A 21,236-nucleotide genomic window follows, 5' to 3' on the forward strand; every position below is an offset into this window, starting at 1 on the left:
GGGTGTCCACCGGCCAAATCAAACAGGAGAAGGCTCTCGATTAGCGATCGCACGGAGTGGTGGCTCAGTGCGATCATCAGTGGTTGTGGCGCGGCGGCGTCTTGGAAATCTGACGGAACTCGTCCGCCTCCCTAATCGTCGCGCCGTCAGCGAGCTGGGTCACGGTCTGGCGGTAGATCATCTGCCACGGAGTGGCGTCACCCGGTACCTTCGGAATACCTTCGGCCTTGCGGCGCACGATCTCGGCATCGTCCACCAACATGTCGCAGAGGCCTTCGTTGAAGTCGATGCGGATCGTGTCGCCGGTGCGTACCCAGGCAAGGCCGCCGCCGGCCGCGCTTTCGGGCGAGGCGTTCAGGATCGACGGGCTGTCGGCCGTGCCGGATTGGCGGCCGTCGCCGATCGTCGGAAGGCTCATGATGCCGCGCTTCAGCAGGTGATCCGGCGGCTGCATGTTGACCACTTCGGCCGAGCCCGGCCAACCCTTGGGACCGGCGCCGCGCATCACCATGATGCAGTTCTCGTCAATGTCGAGCGAGGGATCGTTGATCCGCTTGTGATAGTCCTCAGACCCGTCGAAGACAATGGCGCGACCTTCGAACACCCCCTCGCGTCCCGGCTCCTGCAGATAGCGATTGCGGAAGCCGTCGGAAACGACGCTCATCTTCATGATGGCGAAGTCGAAGAGATTGCCCTTGAGGACGAGGAAGCCCGCGCGTTCACGCAGCGGCTCGGCAAAAGGCCTGATCACTTCGCGGTCGTCGGATTCGCGGCCTTCGAGGTTTTCTGCCATGGTCCTGCCGGTCACCGTCGGACAGCCGCCGTCGATCTTGCCGGCCTTGAGCAGTTCCCACATGATGGCGGGCACACCTCCGGCACGGTGGAAACGTTCGCCGAGATAGGCACCCGCCGGTTGGACATTGGCGAGCAGGGGTATGTCGTAGCCATGAACCTGCCAATCGTCGGGGTTGAGCGTCACTCCTGCGTGCTTGGCCATTGCCATCAGGTGCGGCTGGGCATTGGTCGAGCCGCCGATGGCGGAGTTGACCTTGATCGCGTTCAGGAATGCCTCGCGCGTCAGGATGTCGGACGGCTTGATGTCTTCCAGTACGACCTCAACGGCGCGGCGGCCGGTGCGATAGGCCATCTGACCGCGTTCGCGGTAGGCTGCCGGGATCGCCGCGCAGCCGGTTAGCGACATGCCGAGCGCTTCGGCCATGGCGTTCATCGTGGACGCCGTGCCCATGGTGTTGCAATGGCCGACCGAGGGAGCGGAATCGAGGGCGGCTTCTAGGAACTGCTCGCGGGTTATTTCGCCGGCGGCATACTTGCGGCGCGAACGCCAGATCACGGTGCCGGAGCCGACGAGGTCGCCGTCGTTCCAGCCGTCGAGCATCGGTCCGCCGGAGAAGACGATGGCTGGAATGTCGACAGTCGAGGCGGCCATCAGTGCCGAAGGGGTGGTCTTGTCGCACCCGGTGGTCAGGATCACGCCGTCGAGCGGATAGCCGTAAAGGATCTCGACCAATCCGAGATAGGCGAGGTTACGGTCGAGCGCCGCCGTCGGCCTCTTGCAGTTCTCGAACAGCGGATGGGTCGGGAACTCGATCGGAATGCCGCCCGCATCGCGGATCCCATCGCGCAGGCGCTGCGCGAGCTCCAGATGGTGGCGGTTGCAGGGGTTGAGGTCGCTGCCCGACTGGGCGATGCCGATGATCGGTTTGCCGGACCGCAGCTCTTCCGGTGTGGTGCCGTAGTTCATGAAGCGCTCCAGGTAGAGAGCGGTCAGGTCCAGGTGCTCGGGGTTGTCGAACCAGTTCTGCGAGCGCAGCCGCCGGATGGCCTTCTTGTCGTCGGTCATTGATCTTCCTCCCGTTCGCTCCCGTTGACCTTCTCCAGTTGCAACAGAAGCGCGCTGCGTCTCCGTAGAGCTCGTCTTGATTGCAGTAAGCTATGCGGCAGTGATGATCTTTGTCTAGGCTGCCGTTTAGGTGGGGCGAGATGGCGACGTGATCTACGAGGCCGGCGCCACCCGCATGCGTCCCGCCGGATCAAGGCATGTCGATCTGATCCTCACGACCGGTGGGACGGACCGGCGCCCCGCGTCGGCACACCGGAAGCCACGCGTGAGGTCATGATCAGGGAACTGCCGGGCTTCGGCGTGTACCTCAGGCGCGCGCCGACCGCAATTCTCTCCCGGCATCTCCGGCAAGCATGGCAAGACGCTGATCGTCAAGCTACCCGGAAAACCGGGTTCAATCCGTTGCAGTCTTGATGCCCTATTTGCAGCGGTGCCTTATTGCCTCGATCTGATCGGCGCGGGCAGGATCGAGACCAATCCCACCCGCCTGAAGGCACTCCGGCCCGCCTCGCCGTCCCGAAGCTGAGCGGCTTGTGGACTTCCTCCGGCTCAGAGAAAGGCACTGGAAACTTTCTCCATTCTTTCAGTTTCGAGGTTGGCTGCTCCCTTTTTCCGTACAAATGGAACGACGAGTCCGATCTGCACGGCGCGAAGGAGCAGATCATGAACTCGCCCTTGGCTCCTCGGCATCGTTGCGCTTATCGCCGTCGCAATGGCATCGAAGCCCGCCGCCACCTCCAAGACGTCAAATTGACCTCGGCGCACTCGTTTTCGAGTTTGCGGCCTGTTTTTACTGCCGCGTGATGCGTGTGCTTGTGGGAACAACCTCCACGCGCTGCGTCCCGACCGTGCCGTCCGCCTCGACGATTGCCTGCCAGCGCCGATTGCCGCAGCGCACGGAAAGGCGCCAGCGGCCGGCATCCTCTCCTTCGCCGCGTTCCACGCGGGAGGCGACGAGGCCGCGGCGCATGTAGTCGTGCAGGGTTCGCGTCGGCCAGCCGAAGCGTTCGGCAAGCATCTCTGCCGGCAGCAGGAATTCGCCTGCGGCATCGTGGGCAAGAAGCAGCGCCCCGGTTTCGGTTTCGGTCATGACAGCGCCTCGCGCAAAATCGGTGTGATACGCATGGAATCCTCGCCGCGGCGGAAGGCGATCGCAAGACGGAACGAATGGGCGATGCGTAGCGCCCGGTCGAGGAAGAGATCGGCGATCTCCGGCGGGCAGTGCGTTTCGACGGTGGCGCGGAACAGTGAAAGCCACCGATGAAAATGCACCTCCTCAAGCTCCGGAATGGCGAGATGTGGCGGAAGCGGACGCCCCTCGTAACGGTCGGTGCGCAGCAGCGTCGCCGACCAGAAATCACACATCTTGGCCAGGTGCACCGGCCATTCCTCGGGCGCAATTGCGCCGTTGAAGATGGGGCCGAGCAGGTTGTCCTTGCGGATCTTGCCGTAGAAACCGTGCACGATGGCATGGATCTTTGTCTCATTGAGTATGTCCGGCAGCAGCTTGCCGTCGATGACGATGGTGCGTTCGGGCGCGGGACGGCTTATCATCGGATTGCCCTGTAGCTTTGCCAGGTGCCGTGGCCGAGCGGCGGGACGGTGACCATCAGGCCAAGGAGCCCCGTCGCGATGCCGAGCACCATGGCGAGCGGATCACCACGCCCGGCGCGCGCGATGGCTAGCCCGACGAGCACAAAGGCGCCGACCACGAGAAGCGCCGTGTGCCTCCCCGAAACCGTCAATCCCCATACCATCCTTCCTCCTTTTTCTCACGCGGCGTTCGCGTCGATGCCGAGCAGCGGGCCAAGCGTTGCCCGATTCTGCACGCAGCATGTCTCCGCACAGAGGACAAGTGATGCACCAAGCCATCAAACGGCTTCACCAGGTTAGCGCCGGTTCTAGACGGAGTGAGACGGAGGCCACAGGTATTGTTGGCCTGCGGCGATGCCCCGCACACCGCCGGCAATCCTGCAGGCTGACATGCTGAATGCGCTATCCCAACGCGGCACAGGTCGCCGCGTGACGTGAACAAAAGTTGACGTTCAGCGCAACCAGCGTCGATGAATCGACGTTGCTGCTCGTGTTGGCGCTCTCGCGGTCGTGGTCGCGTGGAGAGTTCAGGCGTTGATCTGAACGCGGTGCACGACCGGAACTTTTGGTGTATTCTTTTTGCCGTTACCATTAGGATGGTGGTGCTTTGAATACACGGAGCGGGATAACCTTGGCGGAGCTAGGCGGGGCTCGAGAGACCGGGGTTGAACTGCGCTAAGCTCTGCTATCGCAAAGAGATCTATGGCGGCGTTACTTATGATTTGGCGCTTGTTATCCAGATGAATATTCTCTACTATCAGCAGTAAAGTCTTAATTTACTAGTATCGGAAGGAGGCGCTCTCGTGTTGCTGAACCGTGTTTCCGTCCTCCTCTCGGTCCTTTTGACGGCGTGTGTGCCGTCCTGGCGGGGTCCGGCACCTTCCCCGCCGGAAGCCAGCAACTGTCAGAACACGCCTCCGAGTGCCGCCGAAGCTGCAGACTGGCGCCGCGCACAAAGGTTAAATACACGCGAATCCTACAGGGCTTTCCTCGCCAGGTACCCTCGCAGTTGCTACGCCGCCTCGGCCGTGAGCAGGATGAAGACGACGGTTCAAAAGCAACCTGTCGCCATACGAAACTTGCCGGTTCAAACTCGGCGGACTTGGTCCGGACGAGCAGCCTACCAGTAATGTAATTGCGGCGCTCTTTGCTACTTCTGTGCGAGCGATGCCTGGCGACAATGGAGAGGGCATGATCTTGCGAGTTTCAGGGTTGAAAAACGTCTTCTGGGTTGGTTGATGCACTTTGATGTGGTTCATGCCGCTGACCCACGATTTCATGGCGGTACGTCGAGTGCATTAAGAACCGAACTGAAGGCGGCGAGACTTTGGGGTTTGAGCTGCGGATTGCTGCCATTCCTGGGGCATCAGCAGTTTCCAGTCGGCGTCTTCGACAGCCGTTTAGCAGCAGAGATCGAGCAATCGAACATCGTTTGGCTGACCGGATCGGAACAGGCGACCTGCGACGTTCTTCTGGCGCACCACCCTGCCGTCTTTGAGCGGATGCCGCTTTCACCGATGCGTTTGCGGCCTAGTCGTGTCGTGTGTGTGGTTCACCATCCGCTGTTCGACGGTCGACGCGTTCAGCAATACGATCTCGCGGTGGTCGAGCGCGTTCTGGATCGCCTCTTCGGCGTTCCGGTCGTATTTGCTCCTGTCGGTCCGAGAGTCAGATCTCAGTTCGAAGGTCTCGGCACGCGAGGGCCCACGCTTCTGCGGAACGATCTATGGAACATGGTCGACCTCACCGAATGGCCCCAGCACCTGAGAAAGGCTCCAAAAGACTGCGTAAAATTGGGGCGGCACACGAGAGGGGACCCCAAGAAATGGCCTGATTGTGCGGCTGATCTGCGGTCAGCCTATCCCGACCGGGCTGATTTCAACATTAAAGTGCTCGGCGGTGTCCCCGACCCAGTCCAGGACTGGATAGGCTCGAACTGGGAAATTCGTCCTTTCTCGGAGAACGACGTAGCCGACTTTCTCAGCGGCCTGGATTTTTACGTTTATTTCCACAGCAGGCAGTGGATTGAGGCATTTGGCATTTGCGTTGCGGAAGCAATGGCCAGCGGTTTGGTAACGGTGCTTAATCCTTCATTTAAGAGCCTCTTCGAAGATGGGGCTGTCTATTGCGACATTGCTGAAACGGGGAACGTCATCGAGCGGTTCCTTGCTTCGCCTCAGGCTTATGTCCAACAATCAAATGCCGCGCGAGAACTTGTCCGAAGGAAATTTGCGATCGATCAATATCCGCAACGCATGGCCCGCCTGTACGACGATCTGGAACTGCCAACGGCTTCGGTCTTTAAAAGCAGTCGAACGAGGGGCAGTGGTTACCCAATCGACAAGTCGGCCTCACCACCGAGGCGTATGAGCCAAAGGCGACGCATTCTTTTCGTCGCCACAAACGGCATCGGGCTGGGACACATCACTCGTCTGATGGCTGTCGCTGAGCGTATGTCTGATGACGTGGATCCCATTTTCTTCACGAGATCGGCCGGAGCCGCCTTGGTTTTTGGGCGAGGTCACGCTGTCGACTATATCCCTTGCGGCCTGGCGATGGGCGTTACGGACGCAAGCTGGAACAGGGCATATGCTCAAGAGCTGCTCAGCGCGGTGGAAGCCTTTGATGTTTCGGCCGTGGTGTTTGATGGGAACAAACCCTTTCCGGGACTGATTGCAGTTGCTCAAAGTCGGCGTGATCTGGCCTGGATCTGGATACGTCGTGCGCTGTGGCGTGTCGATCATGCGTTCAATCCGGATGCCCAGGACGCATTCGACATGGTGATAGAGCCGGGCGAATTCGCTCATGACGAGGACCATGGGCCGACACGCGATTTGCCCGGCGCGGTTGCCGTCTCGCCCTTGCTCCTCCTGGACCCGGGCTCGGGCTTCCCCCGGAGCGAAGCCGCCGCCAAGCTGGGCGTCGATCCAAAGCGCTTCACTGTCGCAGTACAATTGGGCTCGCAGCGCAATTTCGACTTTGCGACGCTGCCAGAGCTCATTTTCGCCGGGCTGGGAAGGCGTGGGGTACAGACGGTCCAGATCCGCAATCCGCTTGCCAGGCCCTCCGAAGAGGATAGGTGGAGGGTTCCAAGCAGGGGCCTTTATCCTCTCGCGGAGTATTTCTCGGCGATCGATCTCCTGGTGACCAACGCCGGATACAACAGCCTCCATGAAAGCGTCTTTGGGGGAATCCCCTCGATCTTTGTGCCCAATGAAGCGCCGGAAATGGACGACCAGCATCTTCGCGCCGTCTATGCCCAGTCGGCGGGTTTGGGCCTGTGCTTGCGGCACTCCGAATTGAACAGAGTGGAGGCAACCCTCGACCTGGCGCTGTCTGAATCCTTCCAGGCCGAGGTTCGCCGGCGATCAGGGCGGTTGGGCTTTGTCAATGGCGCGGTCGATGCCGCAAAGGCGATCGAGCAGCTCGTCTTCAGTATTCGGGCCGACCGTCCTTTGCATGCCGCGATTGCTCGCACGTGAGCTGCTGTGCGATGTCGGCGCCGATCTGTGCGGCAAGAAATTCATCGATGCTCAGCGACAGCGCAATTTCCTGGGAGACGTCCCATTTTGCCATGATCAGCGACCAGCGCCGGCGAACATATCTGCCGTAGCTTACCTCAGGGACCGACGGCAGGTGCCGGCGCGTTGGAATGAATTCCAAAGGAGCTGAACGTGCGGCCATCAAATCCAGGCGCAGTTCGGACAGGACAACAACCGGAAGTTCGCCATCGGTCCGGCAAGCCTGCACAGCAGTATCAAGAATCTCGGCAAGATTGGCGGGGATTGTGCCGAGGACGGAGATCAGGCTTCTGGGTTTTGCCTGAAGGGTGGCGTCGTTGAAGACGTAATTCAGGCTCGTCTCTTCCGCGGCCCAATCGATGGCGCCCATGTCTCCCTTGGGCGTGACAAGCGAAAGGTACCATGGCGCTCCGTCGACAATCCCGCGCACTGCCACCCCCTCGGTGTTTTTGCGAACCTAAGTCACAATCTCAGAGCCCGTTTTGCTGAACAAACAGTTCGACCTCTCCTTCGACCGCTTTTCGTGCGGTGGCATCAAGTTTCTCGCCAATCGAGGTCAGTGTCTGTTCCGCTTTTTCGACCTTAAAGCGGGTCGCCAGCAATGCATTGAAATAGGCCCGCCGCAGGTCCGGCTTTCCACGGGTAAAGGAACCCTGGGTGTAACCTTTCGCGAGTTCAAGATAGGCGTCTTCAAACCCGCGGCGCGCTGACAATTCGAACAGAGCAAGTGCGCGACTCGTGTCGCGCGACACCTTGCCATCGCCCTTCAGGAGCAGGCGAGCGGCGTAGAACGGTGCATACTGGTTGCCCATCTCCGTCGCGCGGAGCATCAGATCGAGACCCCGTTTGACGTCCTTCGGCACACCCTGGCCGCTGACATAGGCACGACCGAGATTATTGATCGCATCGATTTGCCCGGCATCGGCCGCGGCGGCATAAAGCTTTGCCGCCTCGACATCATCCTGCTTCACACCTGTGCCGCGGCGGAAGCTGTCGCCCAGTGCATTGATTGCATTCGACCAGCCGCTTGATGCTGCAAGTTTGTACCATAGAATCCCCTCCTCGGGGATTTTCGGCACGCCCTGGCCGCGTATGTAGGCCGATCCGACGTTCGTCCTCGCCCTGAGATTTCCAAGAGACGCCGCCTTCATGTACAGATCGAAGGCGCGCTTGAAATCGACCTCGCGGCCCATCCCGACGCGCGCCATATATCCGAGATTGACGAGTGCGGCGCTGTATTGCTGCTCGCCGGAGAGCTCGTAGAAGTGTTCTGCCCATTCATAGCGCCGGGCAATTTCCAGAACCCGGCCGAACTGGTACTGCAGGCGCGGATTTGTGGGATCTGCAGCAAGCGCGAAGCCACAGGCGCGCAGCCCGTCGCGGACATTGACGAGCCCGTTCGTGACGCCAGGGACAACACGTTGCGGGTCATTCGGATCGGCTGCGTAGAGGTCGCAATCCGTCACCAGCATTTTCATTCCGCTTTGTGTCGCCGGCATTTCGCGCGGCCAGATACGAAACGTCTCGGTTACGGCGCGCTCGCCGGCTTGCTGAAACACAAACTCCTTACCCGCCGCTGCAGTCTCTGCGCTCAACGACGCCTCGGTGGAAATCGGCGTGGCAGCGAGTGCGCCGGTGACAAAGAGCCCGCGCTCATGCAGGGCGGCAATCTGGAGTTTGCTGCGTTCAAGTGCTTCCGCCGCAAGCGCGCTCTTGGGAAATGCCTTCACGAAGCGTTCGAAATCCTTCGGGTCGGGACTGTCCTGAATGAAGTGCCAGAGCACCCGATCGAGCGTCAGCTCCCCATTGCCAGCCGGGCCCTCCGCTGGCGATTTGACGTCGCCAGGGCGAAAGACGAACCTGGTCTCGATCGAGCCGGTGATCCAGGGTATCTGCGATCCGTTCGTGGCGAGGCGCACATCTCCGCGCACTGTCCTGAATGTATCGTAGACGTCGAGGCCTGGCTGCTGGAGCGCATTCGCGAGCGCCGACGAATAGGGGCTGTTCACGCCTGTGCCGTCATAAGCCACTTCGCCGGCGCCTGTGGCGAAGGCGATGAGCACCTGGCCTGCGCCGGCCTCTGTATTCGCCAGGCCTTCCTCCAGTCCTTTCTGGGCGGTAAGGGGATTGTTGCGGCAGGCGTCGAGGATGATCAGTTTGACGCCGACCGGATCGTCTTTGACGATGTCGATGAGGGAATTGAGCGCAATGGCGTCATCAATGACCTCCTTGGCCGATCCGGTTCTTACATCGACGGGCAGCAGCAGGTTCCGCCCTTCATGCTGCACGGCGTGTCCCGCATAGTAGAAAATAGCCATGTCGGCGCCTATGAGGTGCGTACGGATGGCACTCTCGAGGTCGTCGACGGCTGCTTTCCTGATGTCGTAGAAGAGCAGGACATCGAACCCAAGCTCCGTCAGCGTCGCGGCAATCAGCTTTGAATCGTTTTTCGGATTTGGGAGAGGCGCAAACTCGTATTCGCCGTTCCCAACGACGATCGCCGCTCGCCGTTCCGCGTAGGCCACCGATGAGAACGCCGCAAAGAAAAGCGCCACCAGCGGGATCAGGAAAGTCCAATTCAGCCGAAAGGAAGAAATATCCTGTGCCATTGGCCGGTCAGCCTGATTGCTGCTTCGTTGGATTGATCAGCGAGAATATTGCATGGCCATAGTAATGCAGAATCTGGAATTTCGCAGCCGGGAAAAAAGGGGGGGCGTTTCCAATGTGCATGGTTGCTCCCGCCGCATTTCCGGGTGGATTTCGAAGGGAAATGAATCCATGGACGACGTCAATTCTGGCGGCAGAAATTCGAGTTCGATACTTCAACCGAGGAGTATAGACCCATGCAACGACATGCGTCTTTCGAGGCGGCTGGTGTTTATGATAGGTTGATTGTCGAAGACTGCCGGCGTCACGAGACAGGGGGCACTCTCCGCATGGCCGAAGACCGCAAGACAATCGTCCGGACGCCACTAGACCCCGCGACGCTGACCTTCACCCATCTCATCGGCTATGACGAAATCAGCCGCTGCTTTGCTTTCACCGTCGGATTTGTCAGCTCCGATGAGAACGTCGACCCGTTGAAACTTCTCGGAAAACCGGTTTCGGTCGAGGGGGAGTCCGGGGATCCCAAACGCTGGTTCAGTGGGCTGGTGACGGATTTTCGCCTGATCCGCATACAGGAAGGCTTCGCCTATTACGAAGCGGAGGTGCGGCCGTGGCTTTGGCTGCTGGGCAATACAACCGATTGTCGCATTTTCCAGAACATGAGTGTTCCGGAAATCGCCGAGGAGATCTTCTCGAAGTACAAGCCGGCGAAGTTCGAAAAGCGGTTGCAGGGTTCCTACGAGGCCCGGGAATACTGCGTTCAGTATGACGAAACCGACCTGGACTTCGTGCAACGCCTGCTCGAGCATGAAGGCATCATGTATTTCTTCGAATATGGCGAAGGCGAACACACCCTTATTCTTGCCGACGCCATGAACAAGCTGAAGCCTGCGCCCGGTTATGCGACGGTCAAGTTCCGCGCGGAAGGCGAACCGATGCGACGGGACCAGGAATATATCACCGAATGGGTGGCGACAGCCTCCGTCCACCCGGGTAGCTATGCTCACACGGACTACGATTTCACCAAGCCCGCCGCCGATCTGATGGCGCAATCGGCGCAGCCCTTCAGTCACTCGGAATCACAGGGAGAATACTACCGTCATCCCGGCGCGCACCTGACCGTCGGTCGCGGCGATGCCGTTGCCGTCGTAAGGCGCGAGGAGATTCAGGCTGCGCACAAGCGGATCGCAGCCGCGGGCACCGTGCGCGGGCTCGCTTCGGGTTGCACGTTCAAACTGGAAGACTTCCCGCGCAAGGATCAAAACGCCGAATATATCGTGCTTCGCGCCGACTACCGCCTTTTTGATCCCGGCTACCGGCCCGCCGCCTATGCGGAAGAGGAGACCTTCCGCGCGAGCCTGAAGGTTGCGCCCACATCGCTGATTTACCGGCCGCCGCGCATCACGCCTCGGCCGATCATGCGTGGCCCGCAGACAGCGACCGTCGTCGGCCCGAAGGGTGAGGAAATCTTCACGGACAAATACGCGCGGGTGAAGGTGCAGTTCCACTGGGACCGTCTCGGCAAGAAAGACCAGAATAGCTCCTGTTTCGTGCGGGTCTCCCAGACCTGGGCAGGTGCGGGCTGGGGGTTCATCCAGATCCCACGCATTGGCCAGGAGGTTATCATCGACTTCCTCGAGGGGGACCCCGACCGGCCGATCATCACCGGCAGGGTCTATAACGGCAAGGAAATGCCTCCTTATGAGCTGCCGGGCAATGCAACGCAATCGGGGCTGAAAACGAATTCCTCGCCCGGCGGCGGAGGCTGGAACGAGCTGCGCTTTGAAGACAAGGCCGGATCGGAGGAGGTCTACTTCCAGGCCCAGAAGGACCACAACCTCTTGATCAAGAACGACCGCAGCAAGCTTGTCCAGCACGACCAGTCGGACCGCATCGACAACAATGCCAAGCATTCGGTTGGCGTGAACCTCGACGAGGATGTCGGCAACAACAAGACGACGAAGGTCGGCGTCGACCGAACAGTCAATATCGGCTCCAACGATACCGAGACGGTCGGGCTCAACCGCTCACTCAGCGTCGGAGTTGATGAAACGATCAGCATCGGCTCGAATTCCACCGAGACGATCGGCTCCAACCACACCCAGACGATCGGCATCGTCCAGACGGTGAGCGTGGGCGCGTCCCGCGTCGACTCGGTCGGGGCGACGGAAACCAGATCGGTCGGGGCGGCACAGATGAACACCATCGGCGCGACGCGGTCGGTGAGCGTGGGCAGCAGCCAAAGCCATGACATCGGTACCTCCGACAGCTGGGACATCGGCAGCGACCAGAACGTGCAGATCGGCGGCGGACAGACGAGCGAGATCGGCAAGGGCCGCAGCGCGAAAATTGGTGAGGACGATTCGACGCAGATCGGCGGAGCAAGATCGGTAAAGGTAGCCAAGAGCAGCCTGGTCGAAATTGGTCAAGATGGTGGTGTGAACGTCGGGAAGAAGCTGGTGATCGAGGCCGGCGAAGCAATTACCATCAAGACCGGTTCAGCAATGATCGTCATGAAAAAGGACGGCACGGTCACGATCGAAGGCAAGGATGTTTCCGTCAACGCCAAAGGCAAGTTCGTCGGCAAGGCTTCCGGCGAGGTCACTTGGAAGGGCAGCAAGATCAATCAAAACTAGAGGGCAATCAGATGTCCGACACTCGGGAACGTATCGAGGGCGTGGTGATCGGGATTTTGCTGGGCTTTGAGGCGGGCGCGCCGCTGGTGGTCTTTCCAGGCAATCCCAGCGAAACCGCACTGCCTGCGCGCAGCCTTGCCGACCTGACGTCCGTGGTGATCGGAGCCGAGGTCGCGCTGCTCTTCGAAGGCGGGGACCCGACACGGCCGCTCGTCGTTGGGCGGATCGTCGAGCCGGCGCGCAAGGCTTCGACGCCAAATGTCATTCGCGACGGCGAGCGCGTGCGCATCACCGGCGAGGAGCGCATCGAGCTTCGCTGCGGCAAGGCGACGATCATTATGGAAAAGGATGGTCACATCACCATCCGCGGCACCTATGTGACAAGCCACGCCAGCGTCGCAAACCGCATTCGTGGCGGATCGGTGAACCTCAACTGATGCCTCGCGCACCCATCCTCCGCGAAATTGTTCGGCAGCATGCAGAAATGGCCGCATTCCTGTGGACGGTCTACGACTGGCATCTGCTGCATCCGGATGAGAATCCGGACATGGACGAGGAGCGGCTCGAACGGTTGATCGAGCGATTGGAGGCGCATCTCGACGGTCTTCGCGTGGCGGGGGAGGCCGGGATGGAGATCGCGAAGGAGCGCTACGCCGAATATCCGGAGGCTGGCGAGTTGTTCGTGATCCGAATGCTCAAGGCAGCTGAGCCTATCCCGATCAGGCAATTGGACCTGGAGAAAGTCCGGGAATATCTCCGGGTGAACGGGGCCTTGTCCCGCTGAGAGCGGCGCTATTCGCTGGCGAGGTCCCACATGTCGTCGGGGATCGGTATGCGCTCCCAACGATCCTCCTTGAATACGGCGACGCCGCCATAGTCGAAGAGAATGATATCGCGTCCGATGACGTCCATGCGGTTTGGGGTGCGAAGATCAGCGGGCAGGTCTATCGATCGCCTGTAGGCGAGCGCTGCGTCGAAGATATGGATACCCGCCCGACCCAGGATCGCGATTTCACCCTGCCAAGGGCTGATGGTGTAGAAATCGTCGGTCAGGCCGATGGAGGACAGGTCCTCTGTTGCATTGACACTGCTTGCGCGCAGGATGATCCCGTGGTCACCAACGGCAACGATGTCACCGCCGGGCATGACGATACAGTCGTTCAGACCGCCGCGTGCGTCCGTCGGCGCCTCGATCCACCCACCATCGCGAAGGTATAGTGCGGTTGACGGCGGCACACGGATCGTCCGGAACCTCTGTTGGAGAGCATCGGCGCCCTCGGCATCGCCGCTCCTGCGCGCGCGGTCGATCTGCGCCTTTTGCTCGGCCGTAGGATCGTTGTACTGGACCCGCTTCTGGCCGCAAAGCGCCAAGGGACCGCTGCCAGGACGGATTGCCATCCCGAAGAAGGCGCAGTCCTCAACCCCCGGCATCTCGGAATGGCACAACCGCACCCAGTCGTCCTTCTGCCGGCGCTCATAAAGCTGTGAACCGTACCCGCAGGCATAGAGCCTGCCATTGTCGCTTGCGATCCGCGACATTGCTCCATAGCCTTCGGCGTCGTCGCTCAGCACGCCGGCGCCCTCTATTTTTTCGACCGGGATGTCGCCGATCAGGAAATACACGTCTCCCTCATTGCTCATCGGGATGAAGGCCGGCTTGCCGTCGCCAGGGTCGATGATGGAGGTGATCGACTTGATCGTGCGCGGCAGCTCCGCGTAACCCCACAAGATCTCGTGGCCTTCGTTGTACATGAGGACGATGCTCTGAGGGTCTTCGTCCCTGAGCTCGCCAATCGAAATCGCGAACTGCTGTCGCGACACGGCGTGCCCCGCCCATATCCTGATCATCAGCTGCGCTCCTTCCTATCGGTTCATCATGCGGCCTTTGGCGGCCCGGCTGGGCAGCGCGTTTGACGTCCGCAGCGTCTGGTCGCCGTCGAGCATCTTGGATTGCTTGGTGACAGCCCGCTTTGCCTTCCGGATGCATTCCGGCGAGAGATCGAGTTCGTCGAGTGTGGACTTGGCCACGTCGTGGACCTCCTCCGAGGTGCCGGTGCCCCATTCGCCGGATTTCTTCAGCTGCTCCTTTTTCTTCTTTAGCGCTTCGCCTTTGAGCGGCTTGCCCTTAGCGTCGACCGCCCCCGCCTTGCCGATCGCGTCCATGCCCTCGCGTTCGGCTTCATGGATCTTGTCGTGGTTCTTTGGCGATAGACAGATGCAGACGCCTTCGCCCAGTGTCGGCGCGCCGGCCACTCGCTTCTTCGGGTCGTCGGCCTGGTCCCTGGTGCCAGTGCGGTAGGCCTTGTCGGGCACGATGTGATGTGCCTCGCCGCCGGCCTCGTTGCACTTTTCGGCGATGTCGTCGTAGCTGCCGACCATGCATTCAATGCCCGCGTTAGGCTTTTTTCCCGGCCTGCCTGCGCGGATCATTGGTGGTCCGCCACCTTGCGGGGAGGTGTGGTCGTTCGAGGCGATGTCCGAGAAGCGGTTGACCGGCTCCCCATCCATCTTCACGTCATTCGACCAGGCGTGCGCGTATTCCTTGCCGGTAATCTTCGAGGTTATGATGTTCTTTTTCGGCGCGCAGCCCGCTTCGTCTCCGGTGCACTTTGAATAGTAGGATTTATTCTTCTGGTTGACGGTTTCTCCCCCGATCTTGACCGTGCTCGTACCCTTGTCGGTGTCCGAGTCCATGCCGAACGTCGGGTAGGGCACGGGCACGCCGGGCGGGGTGGCCGGGGTCTGCGGCGGCGTGAAAGCGACATAGGGAAACGCCGCGATCACCTTGTTTGCTTGCGCCTTGCAGGACACCTCCAGCCCGTTCGCGAAAACCGTCATTTGTCTCCGCCTCTCTTGCCGGTGGTGAACACGGCCGCGCCGCAGGCGCCATCGTCGCCCGAGGCTTCGATCAGGACCGGTTCGCCGGCATCGTAGCCCTTGCGCGCTGCGGTCATTGCCATTCCCGCCATCATCGGGACTACGGCGGCACCCACATTGCCGACGCTCTCGGTGGGGCTCCAGAAATCCTGGAAGCCGTGATGGCCCCTGACCAGGCGCAGCGACGCAAGTGCTGACTGTTTGAAGAAGTAACTTTCGCCGATGACGTCGGATATCCGGTAGCCGATGCCGTTCATCTCTATGCCTGCCTCGGCGAGGGCGGCGCGGTAGGCGTTGGTCATGCCATCGCCGCGAAAGGGCAGGTCCGCGTGGTTGTAGAGGTAGGCAGCCTCACGGGCAAGGCCAAGGCCGAGAAGGCGCATGAGACCGGCCCCCGGGCGGGCGCAGAGGACAGCGGCGGCGGCCTCGCCGGGAATAAAGCCATTCGGATTGTCCGGGGTCAGCAGGCGATTGTCCGCAAGATAGTGCGTAACGGCCCCTGCCGTCAGATAACTGTCCACGCCGGCGATCATCACATAAGGTGCCTCGCCGGCCGCGAGCGTCCTTCGCGCCTGCTCGAGGGCAACATGTCCCGAGGGACGCCCGTGGGCAACGATCCTCGAGCGTCCGTGCGGTGGGCATTCCGCGATCTCCGCAATCCAGTTAAGGAGGCGCCCCCCGTCGGGGGCAGGGCGGCCGGGGCGGTTTTCCTCGGCAAGGCAGAGGATGAGCGCGGTCTTGCCGCGGGCTTCCGGCGCTGCCTCGAAGGCTTCGCAGATGGCCCCTGCCGCCAGATGGGCTATGCGCTTTTCGCCGATCCAGTTGCGCGGCAGGGGCACCGGAGCGCCGATCAGCCAATCGCCGCCAGATCCGAGAAAGCGCGTCTCCTGGAAGCCGTCCAGGCGCGCCCGCATCGCCGCGCAGGCGGAAGGAGCGTCGAGCCCGACGGCTGTCACCATGCCGATGGAGACGATGTCGATCGGCGCGCTCAAACCTCTTCTTCCTCTATTTCTTCTATCCCATTGGCGCGGATGTAGCGTCGACCTGTGGCACGCGCCCGCAGCATGGATTCGGTCGGCGGCCCAACCCAGCATTCGCTGAAGTCCAGGATCGTCCGGTGAATCCGCTGCGAGACCCGCCACACCAGCGAAAAGCGCCGGTGCTCCGGATCGAACAAGACGGTGTCGGGCAGTATCGAGCCCTCGAGGGCCGCCTCAATTCCCCTGAACAGCGTCATCGGCAAGCTGGTGCCGGGGAGACGAAAGCTTTCGCGGCCCGCAGGGGTGAGGTTCACAAGCACCACCTCTTCGCCACCCTTCGGTGAGTCTGTCTGCTGATCCGCCGGCGCCATCTGGAAATAGTGCTCGTCGAAATCCGGCGGCAGGAAGGGAAAGATATTTTCAGTCCAGTTGTCGTCATAGGTTCCGCCATGCTCGATGCGGCCCGGCCAGCCGCGCCCATACGGCCCGAAGCTCATTGGCCGGTAGTCGCCGAAAGGCGAGCGGATCTCCTCGCCGATGGCTTGCGTGTTGGGCAATTTCAGTCCGGGAACAAGATGCTGGTTCTTTGGCCGCGCCCATCCCGTGCCGACGGGGTTGAGGTGGTAGCTCGCCGGAAGAGTGTCATCGGGATCGAGGCGGTCGGTGCCGCCCCAGGCCGTATCATAGGAGAACGGCTGGCGAAGGAAGGGCAGCGGTGCCGTTGCGGCAAAGAGCGGCCCGCGCGCGCGCCATTCGCGATCACCCACCACGTCGAAGGCCTTTGACCAGTCACCAAGCTTGATGCCGACCCTGACACGCTCGGCGGGACGTCCGCCCGGCGCATAGGCGCAGCCATTGGCGATCACGTCGCAGCGCGGCTTGCGGAAGGCGAAGTCCGTCTCCCAGAGAGTGGCCGAAAAACCGGGTTTTCCGGTATGAGTGTCGGCCATCACCAGCGGCATCTGCTCGGATGATTTGCGCACAGGACCGCCCGGCGTCTCGGGAAAGTCGAATGTGCCCTTGACGACGACGACGATGTACTCGTGCCCGGCCTTGTCCATGGCCATGGTGAATTCGGTCGGGAAGCCGGTCTGGTTCCAGATCTGCATCAGCCGGACCTCAGATCTTCGCCAAGGAGCTCGCGGAGCATCGGTTCGGGTTCGTCCGGATTGACCTCGATCGGTTCGGACCGTCCAAGCCAGAGCGCCATGCGTCGGACGGGGCTACCCTCCGCTGCGACTGCGGGAAAGGGAAGCGAACGCAGGCGGGCGGCGAGCCCGTCGCCGTCGAGTTGACCCGCGCACGCCGATGTTCCGGTTGCCTCCAATGCCTCGAACCAGTCCCCGGCCGCAATCGCAATATCGATTGTTGCAACCGGAGGCACAGCGGCAATCGTCAGCGGAAACGGCCGGCCGGCACGGTCGGCGCTGGCCATCACAATGCCGGTCATGGGTCCGAAGGCCTCGCGCCCGATGAGAAATCGCAGAACGGGGTGCCCCTGCGGTGAATTGGACGAAAATCGGTGAACCAGATGTCGGCTGATCCAGCGATCCCACGCGCCAACGAACGAGGTGGGCAGGCCGCGCGTAACGAAATCCCCCGTCGCCGGCAGTTTTCCGAAGAAGCCCGGCAGGATCAAAGTCGCGGCGGACACGTGAACCTCGCGAACATCTTCAGGTCATAGGGATTGGCAACGCTCGCGGCCCGAAGCTCGAAGTCCGCGTAATGACCTTGAGCGGCAAGCCGCAGGCGGTAGAGTTCCGGAAGTTCGGTTTTGCTCAAGCGCCCGGCACGCAGCATTCGCAGCAATGCCCAGCTTCCCGTCTCGCTGACCATAACCTCGGGCGACCCGTCGATCGGCTGGAAGGCAAGGGTGATCACGCCCGTGCCGTCCTTGCCCGGCCAGGTCATCGGCTGGGGTCGCGTTGGGTTGTTGTAGTAGGAGAGACTTTGGCCGTCGACGTTCAACGTGACGCGGCCGACGGTCGGCGAAAGGTCCTTGGCCTCGAGCGTAAAGGTCAGGATTGGTCCGGCGCCTCCCGGGAACAGGCTGTCGCGGATCAGTCGACTCTGCTCCAGCGCCGCCAGAGCCGACGAATCAAGCCGGATGTCCGCGCGCCACTTCCAGGGGCGTCGGGTCACGTCGATGTAGTCGATCAGGTGGTTGTTGATGAAGCTGTCGATCAGCCCGCCCGGACCGAAGATACGGGAAAAGTCGACGACGTTGACATCGATTGCGCTCTCGGGAACGAACGGATAGCGGTTGGTGAGCGCAGCCTGGCAGAAGGGCAGGACGTCGGCGCGCCAGATGGCGTTGAGTTCCGAGGTCACCGCTCCCGTTGTAAGGCCGCTCGTGTCCCCGGCGATGCCCGCCAGCCAATCGTCCAGCGGGTCTGGCAGGGTCGTGGCCTGCTTTGCGACAGCCCCCGTCAGTTCGGCCAGGCCGCCTTGCCGCTTGATTGCATCCTGGGCATCGGGGCTTGCCGATACGGTCTGCAGCATGTTCGAAAGCGCAGTAAGCGCTGCGACTGCATCATTTAGTGCTGGAGGTTGGCCGTCGACCTCGGCGATTGCGCCTTTGATCGGCTTGAAATGCTCGGCAACCAATGCGCCCGTGAGATCCACTTCCGACTTCGAGCCGGCGGGCATCAGCTTCACGCCTTTTTTTGCGAGCTTGCCGATCTTGCCGAGCTTCGACAAGAGCTTGGATGCTCCGGCCGGAGGCTTGCCGCCGCCGTCGGACTCGGAACGGGTCAGTTCCGTCTCATGCACGATCGCGTCCAGCAGCCGCTTCATTGAAGAATCCGCGCTGGAGAGATCTTTGAGGTTCTCGCTGGCCGTCTGCAGATCCTTGAGCGGCGCGAGCCGGACATCGCGGAGGAAGCTGTCCCACTGCGAGACGTAGTCGTCGTAATAGAGCTTGAGAATGTCCTGGGCGAGTGAAGCGACCGATGGGCTGGCGCTTTCCGAGCAGCCGCCCGCAAATACGGAACGATCGAGTGCCGCCTGCGCGGCCACCTCCTCGAGCCGGGCAAGGATCACGTTATGGAAGCCCTCATAGGTGAAGGCCCCGTTGATCCCCACCCTGAAGGTCTTCTCCGAGCGACGGGCAAGAACCTTCGGACCGTTCGGGCCGACATGATCCGCGGGGATCCATTCCTTCAACGTCCTGACCTCCGGATCGGAGAGCAGTGCATTATAGGCGCGGACCGGCAGCGGAATCGAGCAGATGCTGCGCAAGGCTTCGCCAACCAACGCCTCGTCGGGAGCGATTAGACTTTGATCCGAAGCCATGTTGGCGATCGCGGCCAGTTGATGATCGGCAGCCATGTCGGTTCGGAATGGCGGCACGGGCGCGAATTCAGGTAGCTGCTCCGTCCACCATTGCTCGGCGAAGTCCGGGTCCATCGGCGACAGCCCGGTCATCATGCGATAGGTCTTGAGCGCGCCGAGCTGGAACTCCGGGTCGCGGATCTGGCGCCACATCGTTGCCTCGAGCAGGGCGATCATGCGGGGTTCCAGTATGTTCCGTAATGCGCGGTCATAGGCATCGGTCTGAGCCTGCCGGATCTCGGTCGCGGCGGAAGGGCCGATCAGGGCTGCAATTCCGGCCGGCGGCTCGCTACGGGCGTTCGAGACCTCGGTGACGGCCTCGAGCGCCATGTCGAGATCGAGGGGCTCGAGGGGCGCCTGACGTGCGGCAACCGGGGTGAGCGGCAGTTGCAAGGCCTCGAGCTGCTCTGCCTGAGCAGCCAGCACCGCGTAATTCTTGCGATAGGAGATCGTGAAGATCAGACCGGCGACAAGCACCAGTCCGGCTGCGGCCACAACGGCGCCGCGCCATATCCAGATGCGCCGTTCTTCTGCGGCGGGATCGAAAGTGCCGAGACCCGCTTCCTTGAAGATTACTTTCGAAAGCAAGTCCTTCAGGAAAAAGCTGCGCTTCTCCGCCCGCGGAATGGGGGTGACCGGCTGCGCTGGCAGGCCGAAGGACGAAGCGAGCGCGGCCGTCAGTCGATCGATTGCCGTCCCTTCCTGCGTTGCGGAGGTAAGATAGATACCGCGCAACCAGGCGCTTTCCGCATAGCGGCTTTCACCGAAAACGGTTTCGACCAGAACGCGAATAGGCTCGGTAAGGGTCTCGACCTGAGCAGGGAAGCGGAAGATCTCCGCCCGGGCGGCAAGGTTCTCTTGGTCTTCGAGGCGGGGAACGAGGCGCCGTTCCAGGACACCGGTCAGCGCCGCGAGTTCCCGTGAGACGTCACTGCCGTCGATGCGAGCCCCAGGCGGGAAGGTCGCGCCCCACACCTGCTCGCGATCGGAGGTCGAGAGCCCCCCGAAGAAGGTCTCAAAGCCCTTGATCAGATCCGCTTTGGTCAGCATCAGGTAGACTGGCAAGCGGATCTTCAGGTGCTCCTGAAGCTCGGTCAACCGTTTGCGGACCTGGCGACCATGTGCACGGATGGCGGCATCGCCTTCGGAAAGCGTCTCGACGGAGAGCGCCACGATGACGCCGTTCAGGGCGCGGCGGCCTCGATGCTTCTTCAGAAGATCGAGGAAGCCCAGCCATTCGGCTGCGTCGACCTCCGGCTGGCTCTCCTGTAGAACGTAGCGCCCGGCGGTATCGATCAGTACGGCCTCTTCCGTGAAGAACCAGTCGCAGTTGCGGGTCCCACCGACCCCGTGCAGATCGTCGGTAAGGTCGATTGGAAAACTCAGTCCCGACTGCCGCAGCGCCGTGGTCTTGCCGGTCGCCGGCGGGCCTATGATCACGTACCAGGGCATTTCCCGGAGGAACTTCCGGCCCCCCACTTTGCGACGCTTCAGTTCGCTCATCACCTCCCGAAATTTTGCGCCCACCGCGGCGACGCCTTCTTCTGCCGGGCTCGGCGGCGCTTCCGCCTGCGGCGCGATTTCCGATACGAAGATACGATTGGCGCGGATTGCCCGGCGCTGCGCCGCGATCCACCAGATGAGAAAGAGAAAGAGCAGAACGCCGATCACGATCAGCCGCACCATCTCCGATGCTAACGGGGCGTTTTCTCCAACACTGACGATCGGGCCGAATATCCAGATGATCAGGGATAGCAGGATCAGGCCGATAAAGGTCCAGAGCCAGCGCGAGGTAAGGATAGCCCAGAGGAACCGGAAGAACTTCATC

At 61.5% G+C, this 21,236-nt stretch carries 16 protein-coding genes and 1 pseudogene; 5 read left to right on the top strand and 12 right to left on the bottom strand.

Going from position 1 to position 21,236, the window contains the following annotated elements:
• Positions 1–76 precede the first annotated feature (76 nt).
• A complete protein-coding gene (locus AC4P1R_RS25075; protein ID WP_492178202.1) occupies positions 77–1,861 on the bottom strand; it encodes an IlvD/Edd family dehydratase in 1,785 nt (594 codons plus the stop codon).
• A 202-nt stretch (positions 1,862–2,063) separates the two neighbouring features.
• Here AC4P1R_RS25075 and AC4P1R_RS25080 point away from each other — a divergent pair.
• Positions 2,064–2,387 (top strand): annotated as a pseudogene (locus AC4P1R_RS25080) (molybdopterin-binding protein); the annotation flags it as partial.
• A 264-nt stretch (positions 2,388–2,651) separates the two neighbouring features.
• Here the strand turns inward: AC4P1R_RS25080 and AC4P1R_RS25085 are convergent.
• The 3 genes from AC4P1R_RS25085 to AC4P1R_RS25095 are packed head-to-tail and all read right to left on the bottom strand — an operon-like array spanning position 2,652 to position 3,618.
• Complete coding sequence (locus AC4P1R_RS25085; protein ID WP_492178203.1) at positions 2,652–2,951, bottom strand: DUF6522 family protein; 300 nt, start codon at positions 2,949–2,951, stop codon at positions 2,652–2,654.
• Positions 2,948–3,415 carry a group III truncated hemoglobin gene (locus AC4P1R_RS25090; RefSeq protein WP_492178204.1) on the bottom strand — a complete coding sequence of 156 codons (468 nt, stop codon included), beginning with the start codon at positions 3,413–3,415 and terminating at the stop codon, positions 2,948–2,950. Before AC4P1R_RS25090 ends, AC4P1R_RS25085 begins: the two co-directional genes overlap by 4 nt.
• Positions 3,412–3,618 carry a hypothetical protein gene (locus tag AC4P1R_RS25095; protein ID WP_492178205.1) on the bottom strand — a complete coding sequence of 69 codons (207 nt, stop codon included), beginning with the start codon at positions 3,616–3,618 and terminating at the stop codon, positions 3,412–3,414. Before AC4P1R_RS25095 ends, AC4P1R_RS25090 begins: the two co-directional genes overlap by 4 nt.
• 1,074 nt (positions 3,619–4,692) lie before the next feature.
• On the opposite strand from AC4P1R_RS25095, the gene AC4P1R_RS25100 reads away from it, so the two are divergent.
• On the top strand, positions 4,693–6,936 hold the full coding sequence (locus AC4P1R_RS25100) for a glycosyltransferase (protein ID WP_492178206.1): 2,244 nt from the start codon (positions 4,693–4,695) through the stop codon (positions 6,934–6,936).
• On the opposite strand, the gene AC4P1R_RS25105 is transcribed toward AC4P1R_RS25100, so the two are convergent.
• Positions 6,887–7,345, bottom strand: coding sequence for a hypothetical protein (locus tag AC4P1R_RS25105; protein WP_273360847.1), 459 nt, complete (start codon positions 7,343–7,345; stop codon positions 6,887–6,889). The genes AC4P1R_RS25100 and AC4P1R_RS25105 overlap by 50 nt on opposite strands.
• Positions 7,346–7,445: 100 nt before the next feature.
• A complete protein-coding gene (locus AC4P1R_RS25110) occupies positions 7,446–9,584 on the bottom strand; it encodes a caspase family protein (RefSeq protein ID WP_492178207.1) in 2,139 nt (712 codons plus the stop codon).
• 327 nt (positions 9,585–9,911) lie between these two features.
• On the opposite strand from AC4P1R_RS25110, the gene AC4P1R_RS25115 reads away from it, so the two are divergent.
• Genes AC4P1R_RS25115 through AC4P1R_RS25125 form a run of 3 tightly spaced genes read left to right on the top strand, consistent with a single transcriptional unit; the run spans position 9,912 to position 13,002 of the window.
• Complete coding sequence (locus tag AC4P1R_RS25115; RefSeq protein ID WP_492178208.1) at positions 9,912–12,218, top strand: type VI secretion system Vgr family protein; 2,307 nt, start codon at positions 9,912–9,914, stop codon at positions 12,216–12,218.
• Between the two features lie 11 nt (positions 12,219–12,229).
• A complete protein-coding gene (locus tag AC4P1R_RS25120; protein WP_225191211.1) occupies positions 12,230–12,655 on the top strand; it encodes a DUF6484 domain-containing protein in 426 nt (141 codons plus the stop codon).
• Positions 12,655–13,002: a hypothetical protein gene (locus AC4P1R_RS25125; protein WP_225191212.1), complete on the top strand. Its 348-nt coding sequence runs from the start codon at positions 12,655–12,657 to the stop codon at positions 13,000–13,002. The genes AC4P1R_RS25120 and AC4P1R_RS25125 overlap by 1 nt, the downstream gene beginning before the upstream one ends.
• Positions 13,003–13,010: 8 nt before the next feature.
• Here the strand turns inward: AC4P1R_RS25125 and AC4P1R_RS25130 are convergent, their stop codons facing one another.
• The 6 genes from AC4P1R_RS25130 to tssM are packed head-to-tail and all read right to left on the bottom strand — an operon-like array spanning position 13,011 to position 21,235.
• Positions 13,011–14,066 carry a hypothetical protein gene (locus AC4P1R_RS25130; RefSeq protein ID WP_492178209.1) on the bottom strand — a complete coding sequence of 352 codons (1,056 nt, stop codon included), beginning with the start codon at positions 14,064–14,066 and terminating at the stop codon, positions 13,011–13,013.
• Positions 14,067–14,081: 15 nt separating this feature from the next.
• Positions 14,082–15,056, bottom strand: a complete 975-nt coding sequence (locus AC4P1R_RS25135) for a PAAR-like domain-containing protein (RefSeq protein ID WP_225191214.1) — start codon at positions 15,054–15,056, stop codon at positions 14,082–14,084.
• Positions 15,053–16,087, bottom strand: coding sequence for a beta-ketoacyl synthase N-terminal-like domain-containing protein (locus tag AC4P1R_RS25140; protein ID WP_273360856.1), 1,035 nt, complete (start codon positions 16,085–16,087; stop codon positions 15,053–15,055). Before AC4P1R_RS25140 ends, AC4P1R_RS25135 begins: the two co-directional genes overlap by 4 nt.
• Complete coding sequence (locus tag AC4P1R_RS25145) at positions 16,084–17,184, bottom strand: DUF2169 family type VI secretion system accessory protein (RefSeq protein WP_492178210.1); 1,101 nt, start codon at positions 17,182–17,184, stop codon at positions 16,084–16,086. Before AC4P1R_RS25145 ends, AC4P1R_RS25140 begins: the two co-directional genes overlap by 4 nt.
• The gene (tagF, locus tag AC4P1R_RS25150) at positions 17,184–17,729 is read right to left on the bottom strand and encodes a type VI secretion system-associated protein TagF (RefSeq protein WP_225191217.1); all 546 of its coding nucleotides are present in this window, start codon (positions 17,727–17,729) and stop codon (positions 17,184–17,186) included. Before tagF ends, AC4P1R_RS25145 begins: the two co-directional genes overlap by 1 nt.
• Positions 17,711–21,235, bottom strand: a complete 3,525-nt coding sequence (gene tssM, locus AC4P1R_RS25155; protein ID WP_492178211.1) for a type VI secretion system membrane subunit TssM — start codon at positions 21,233–21,235, stop codon at positions 17,711–17,713. Before tssM ends, tagF begins: the two co-directional genes overlap by 19 nt.
• Position 21,236: the final 1 nt, after the last annotated feature.

The organism is Sinorhizobium sp. Y406 (assembly GCF_058732025.1).

What these genes read in the sequence shown, in the direction of transcription:
- tssM (WP_492178211.1), bottom strand. Translation starts at nt 21,235, where the DNA reads ATGAAGTTCTTCCGGTTCCTCTGGGCTATCCTTACCTCGCGCTGGCTC.
- AC4P1R_RS25075 (WP_492178202.1), bottom strand. Translation starts at nt 1,861, where the DNA reads ATGACCGACGACAAGAAGGCCATCCGGCGGCTGCGCTCGCAGAACTGG.
- AC4P1R_RS25090 (WP_492178204.1), bottom strand. Translation starts at nt 3,415, where the DNA reads ATGATAAGCCGTCCCGCGCCCGAACGCACCATCGTCATCGACGGCAAG.
- AC4P1R_RS25110 (WP_492178207.1), bottom strand. Translation starts at nt 9,584, where the DNA reads ATGGCACAGGATATTTCTTCCTTTCGGCTGAATTGGACTTTCCTGATC.
- AC4P1R_RS25130 (WP_492178209.1), bottom strand. Translation starts at nt 14,066, where the DNA reads ATGATCAGGATATGGGCGGGGCACGCCGTGTCGCGACAGCAGTTCGCG.
- AC4P1R_RS25115 (WP_492178208.1), top strand. Translation starts at nt 9,912, where the DNA reads ATGGCCGAAGACCGCAAGACAATCGTCCGGACGCCACTAGACCCCGCG.
- AC4P1R_RS25105 (WP_273360847.1), bottom strand. Translation starts at nt 7,345, where the DNA reads ATGGGCGCCATCGATTGGGCCGCGGAAGAGACGAGCCTGAATTACGTC.
- AC4P1R_RS25145 (WP_492178210.1), bottom strand. Translation starts at nt 17,184, where the DNA reads ATGCAGATCTGGAACCAGACCGGCTTCCCGACCGAATTCACCATGGCC.
- AC4P1R_RS25095 (WP_492178205.1), bottom strand. Translation starts at nt 3,618, where the DNA reads ATGGTATGGGGATTGACGGTTTCGGGGAGGCACACGGCGCTTCTCGTG.
- AC4P1R_RS25085 (WP_492178203.1), bottom strand. Translation starts at nt 2,951, where the DNA reads ATGACCGAAACCGAAACCGGGGCGCTGCTTCTTGCCCACGATGCCGCA.
- AC4P1R_RS25135 (WP_225191214.1), bottom strand. Translation starts at nt 15,056, where the DNA reads ATGACGGTTTTCGCGAACGGGCTGGAGGTGTCCTGCAAGGCGCAAGCA.
- AC4P1R_RS25125 (WP_225191212.1), top strand. Translation starts at nt 12,655, where the DNA reads ATGCCTCGCGCACCCATCCTCCGCGAAATTGTTCGGCAGCATGCAGAA.
- AC4P1R_RS25100 (WP_492178206.1), top strand. Translation starts at nt 4,693, where the DNA reads ATGCACTTTGATGTGGTTCATGCCGCTGACCCACGATTTCATGGCGGT.
- AC4P1R_RS25120 (WP_225191211.1), top strand. Translation starts at nt 12,230, where the DNA reads ATGTCCGACACTCGGGAACGTATCGAGGGCGTGGTGATCGGGATTTTG.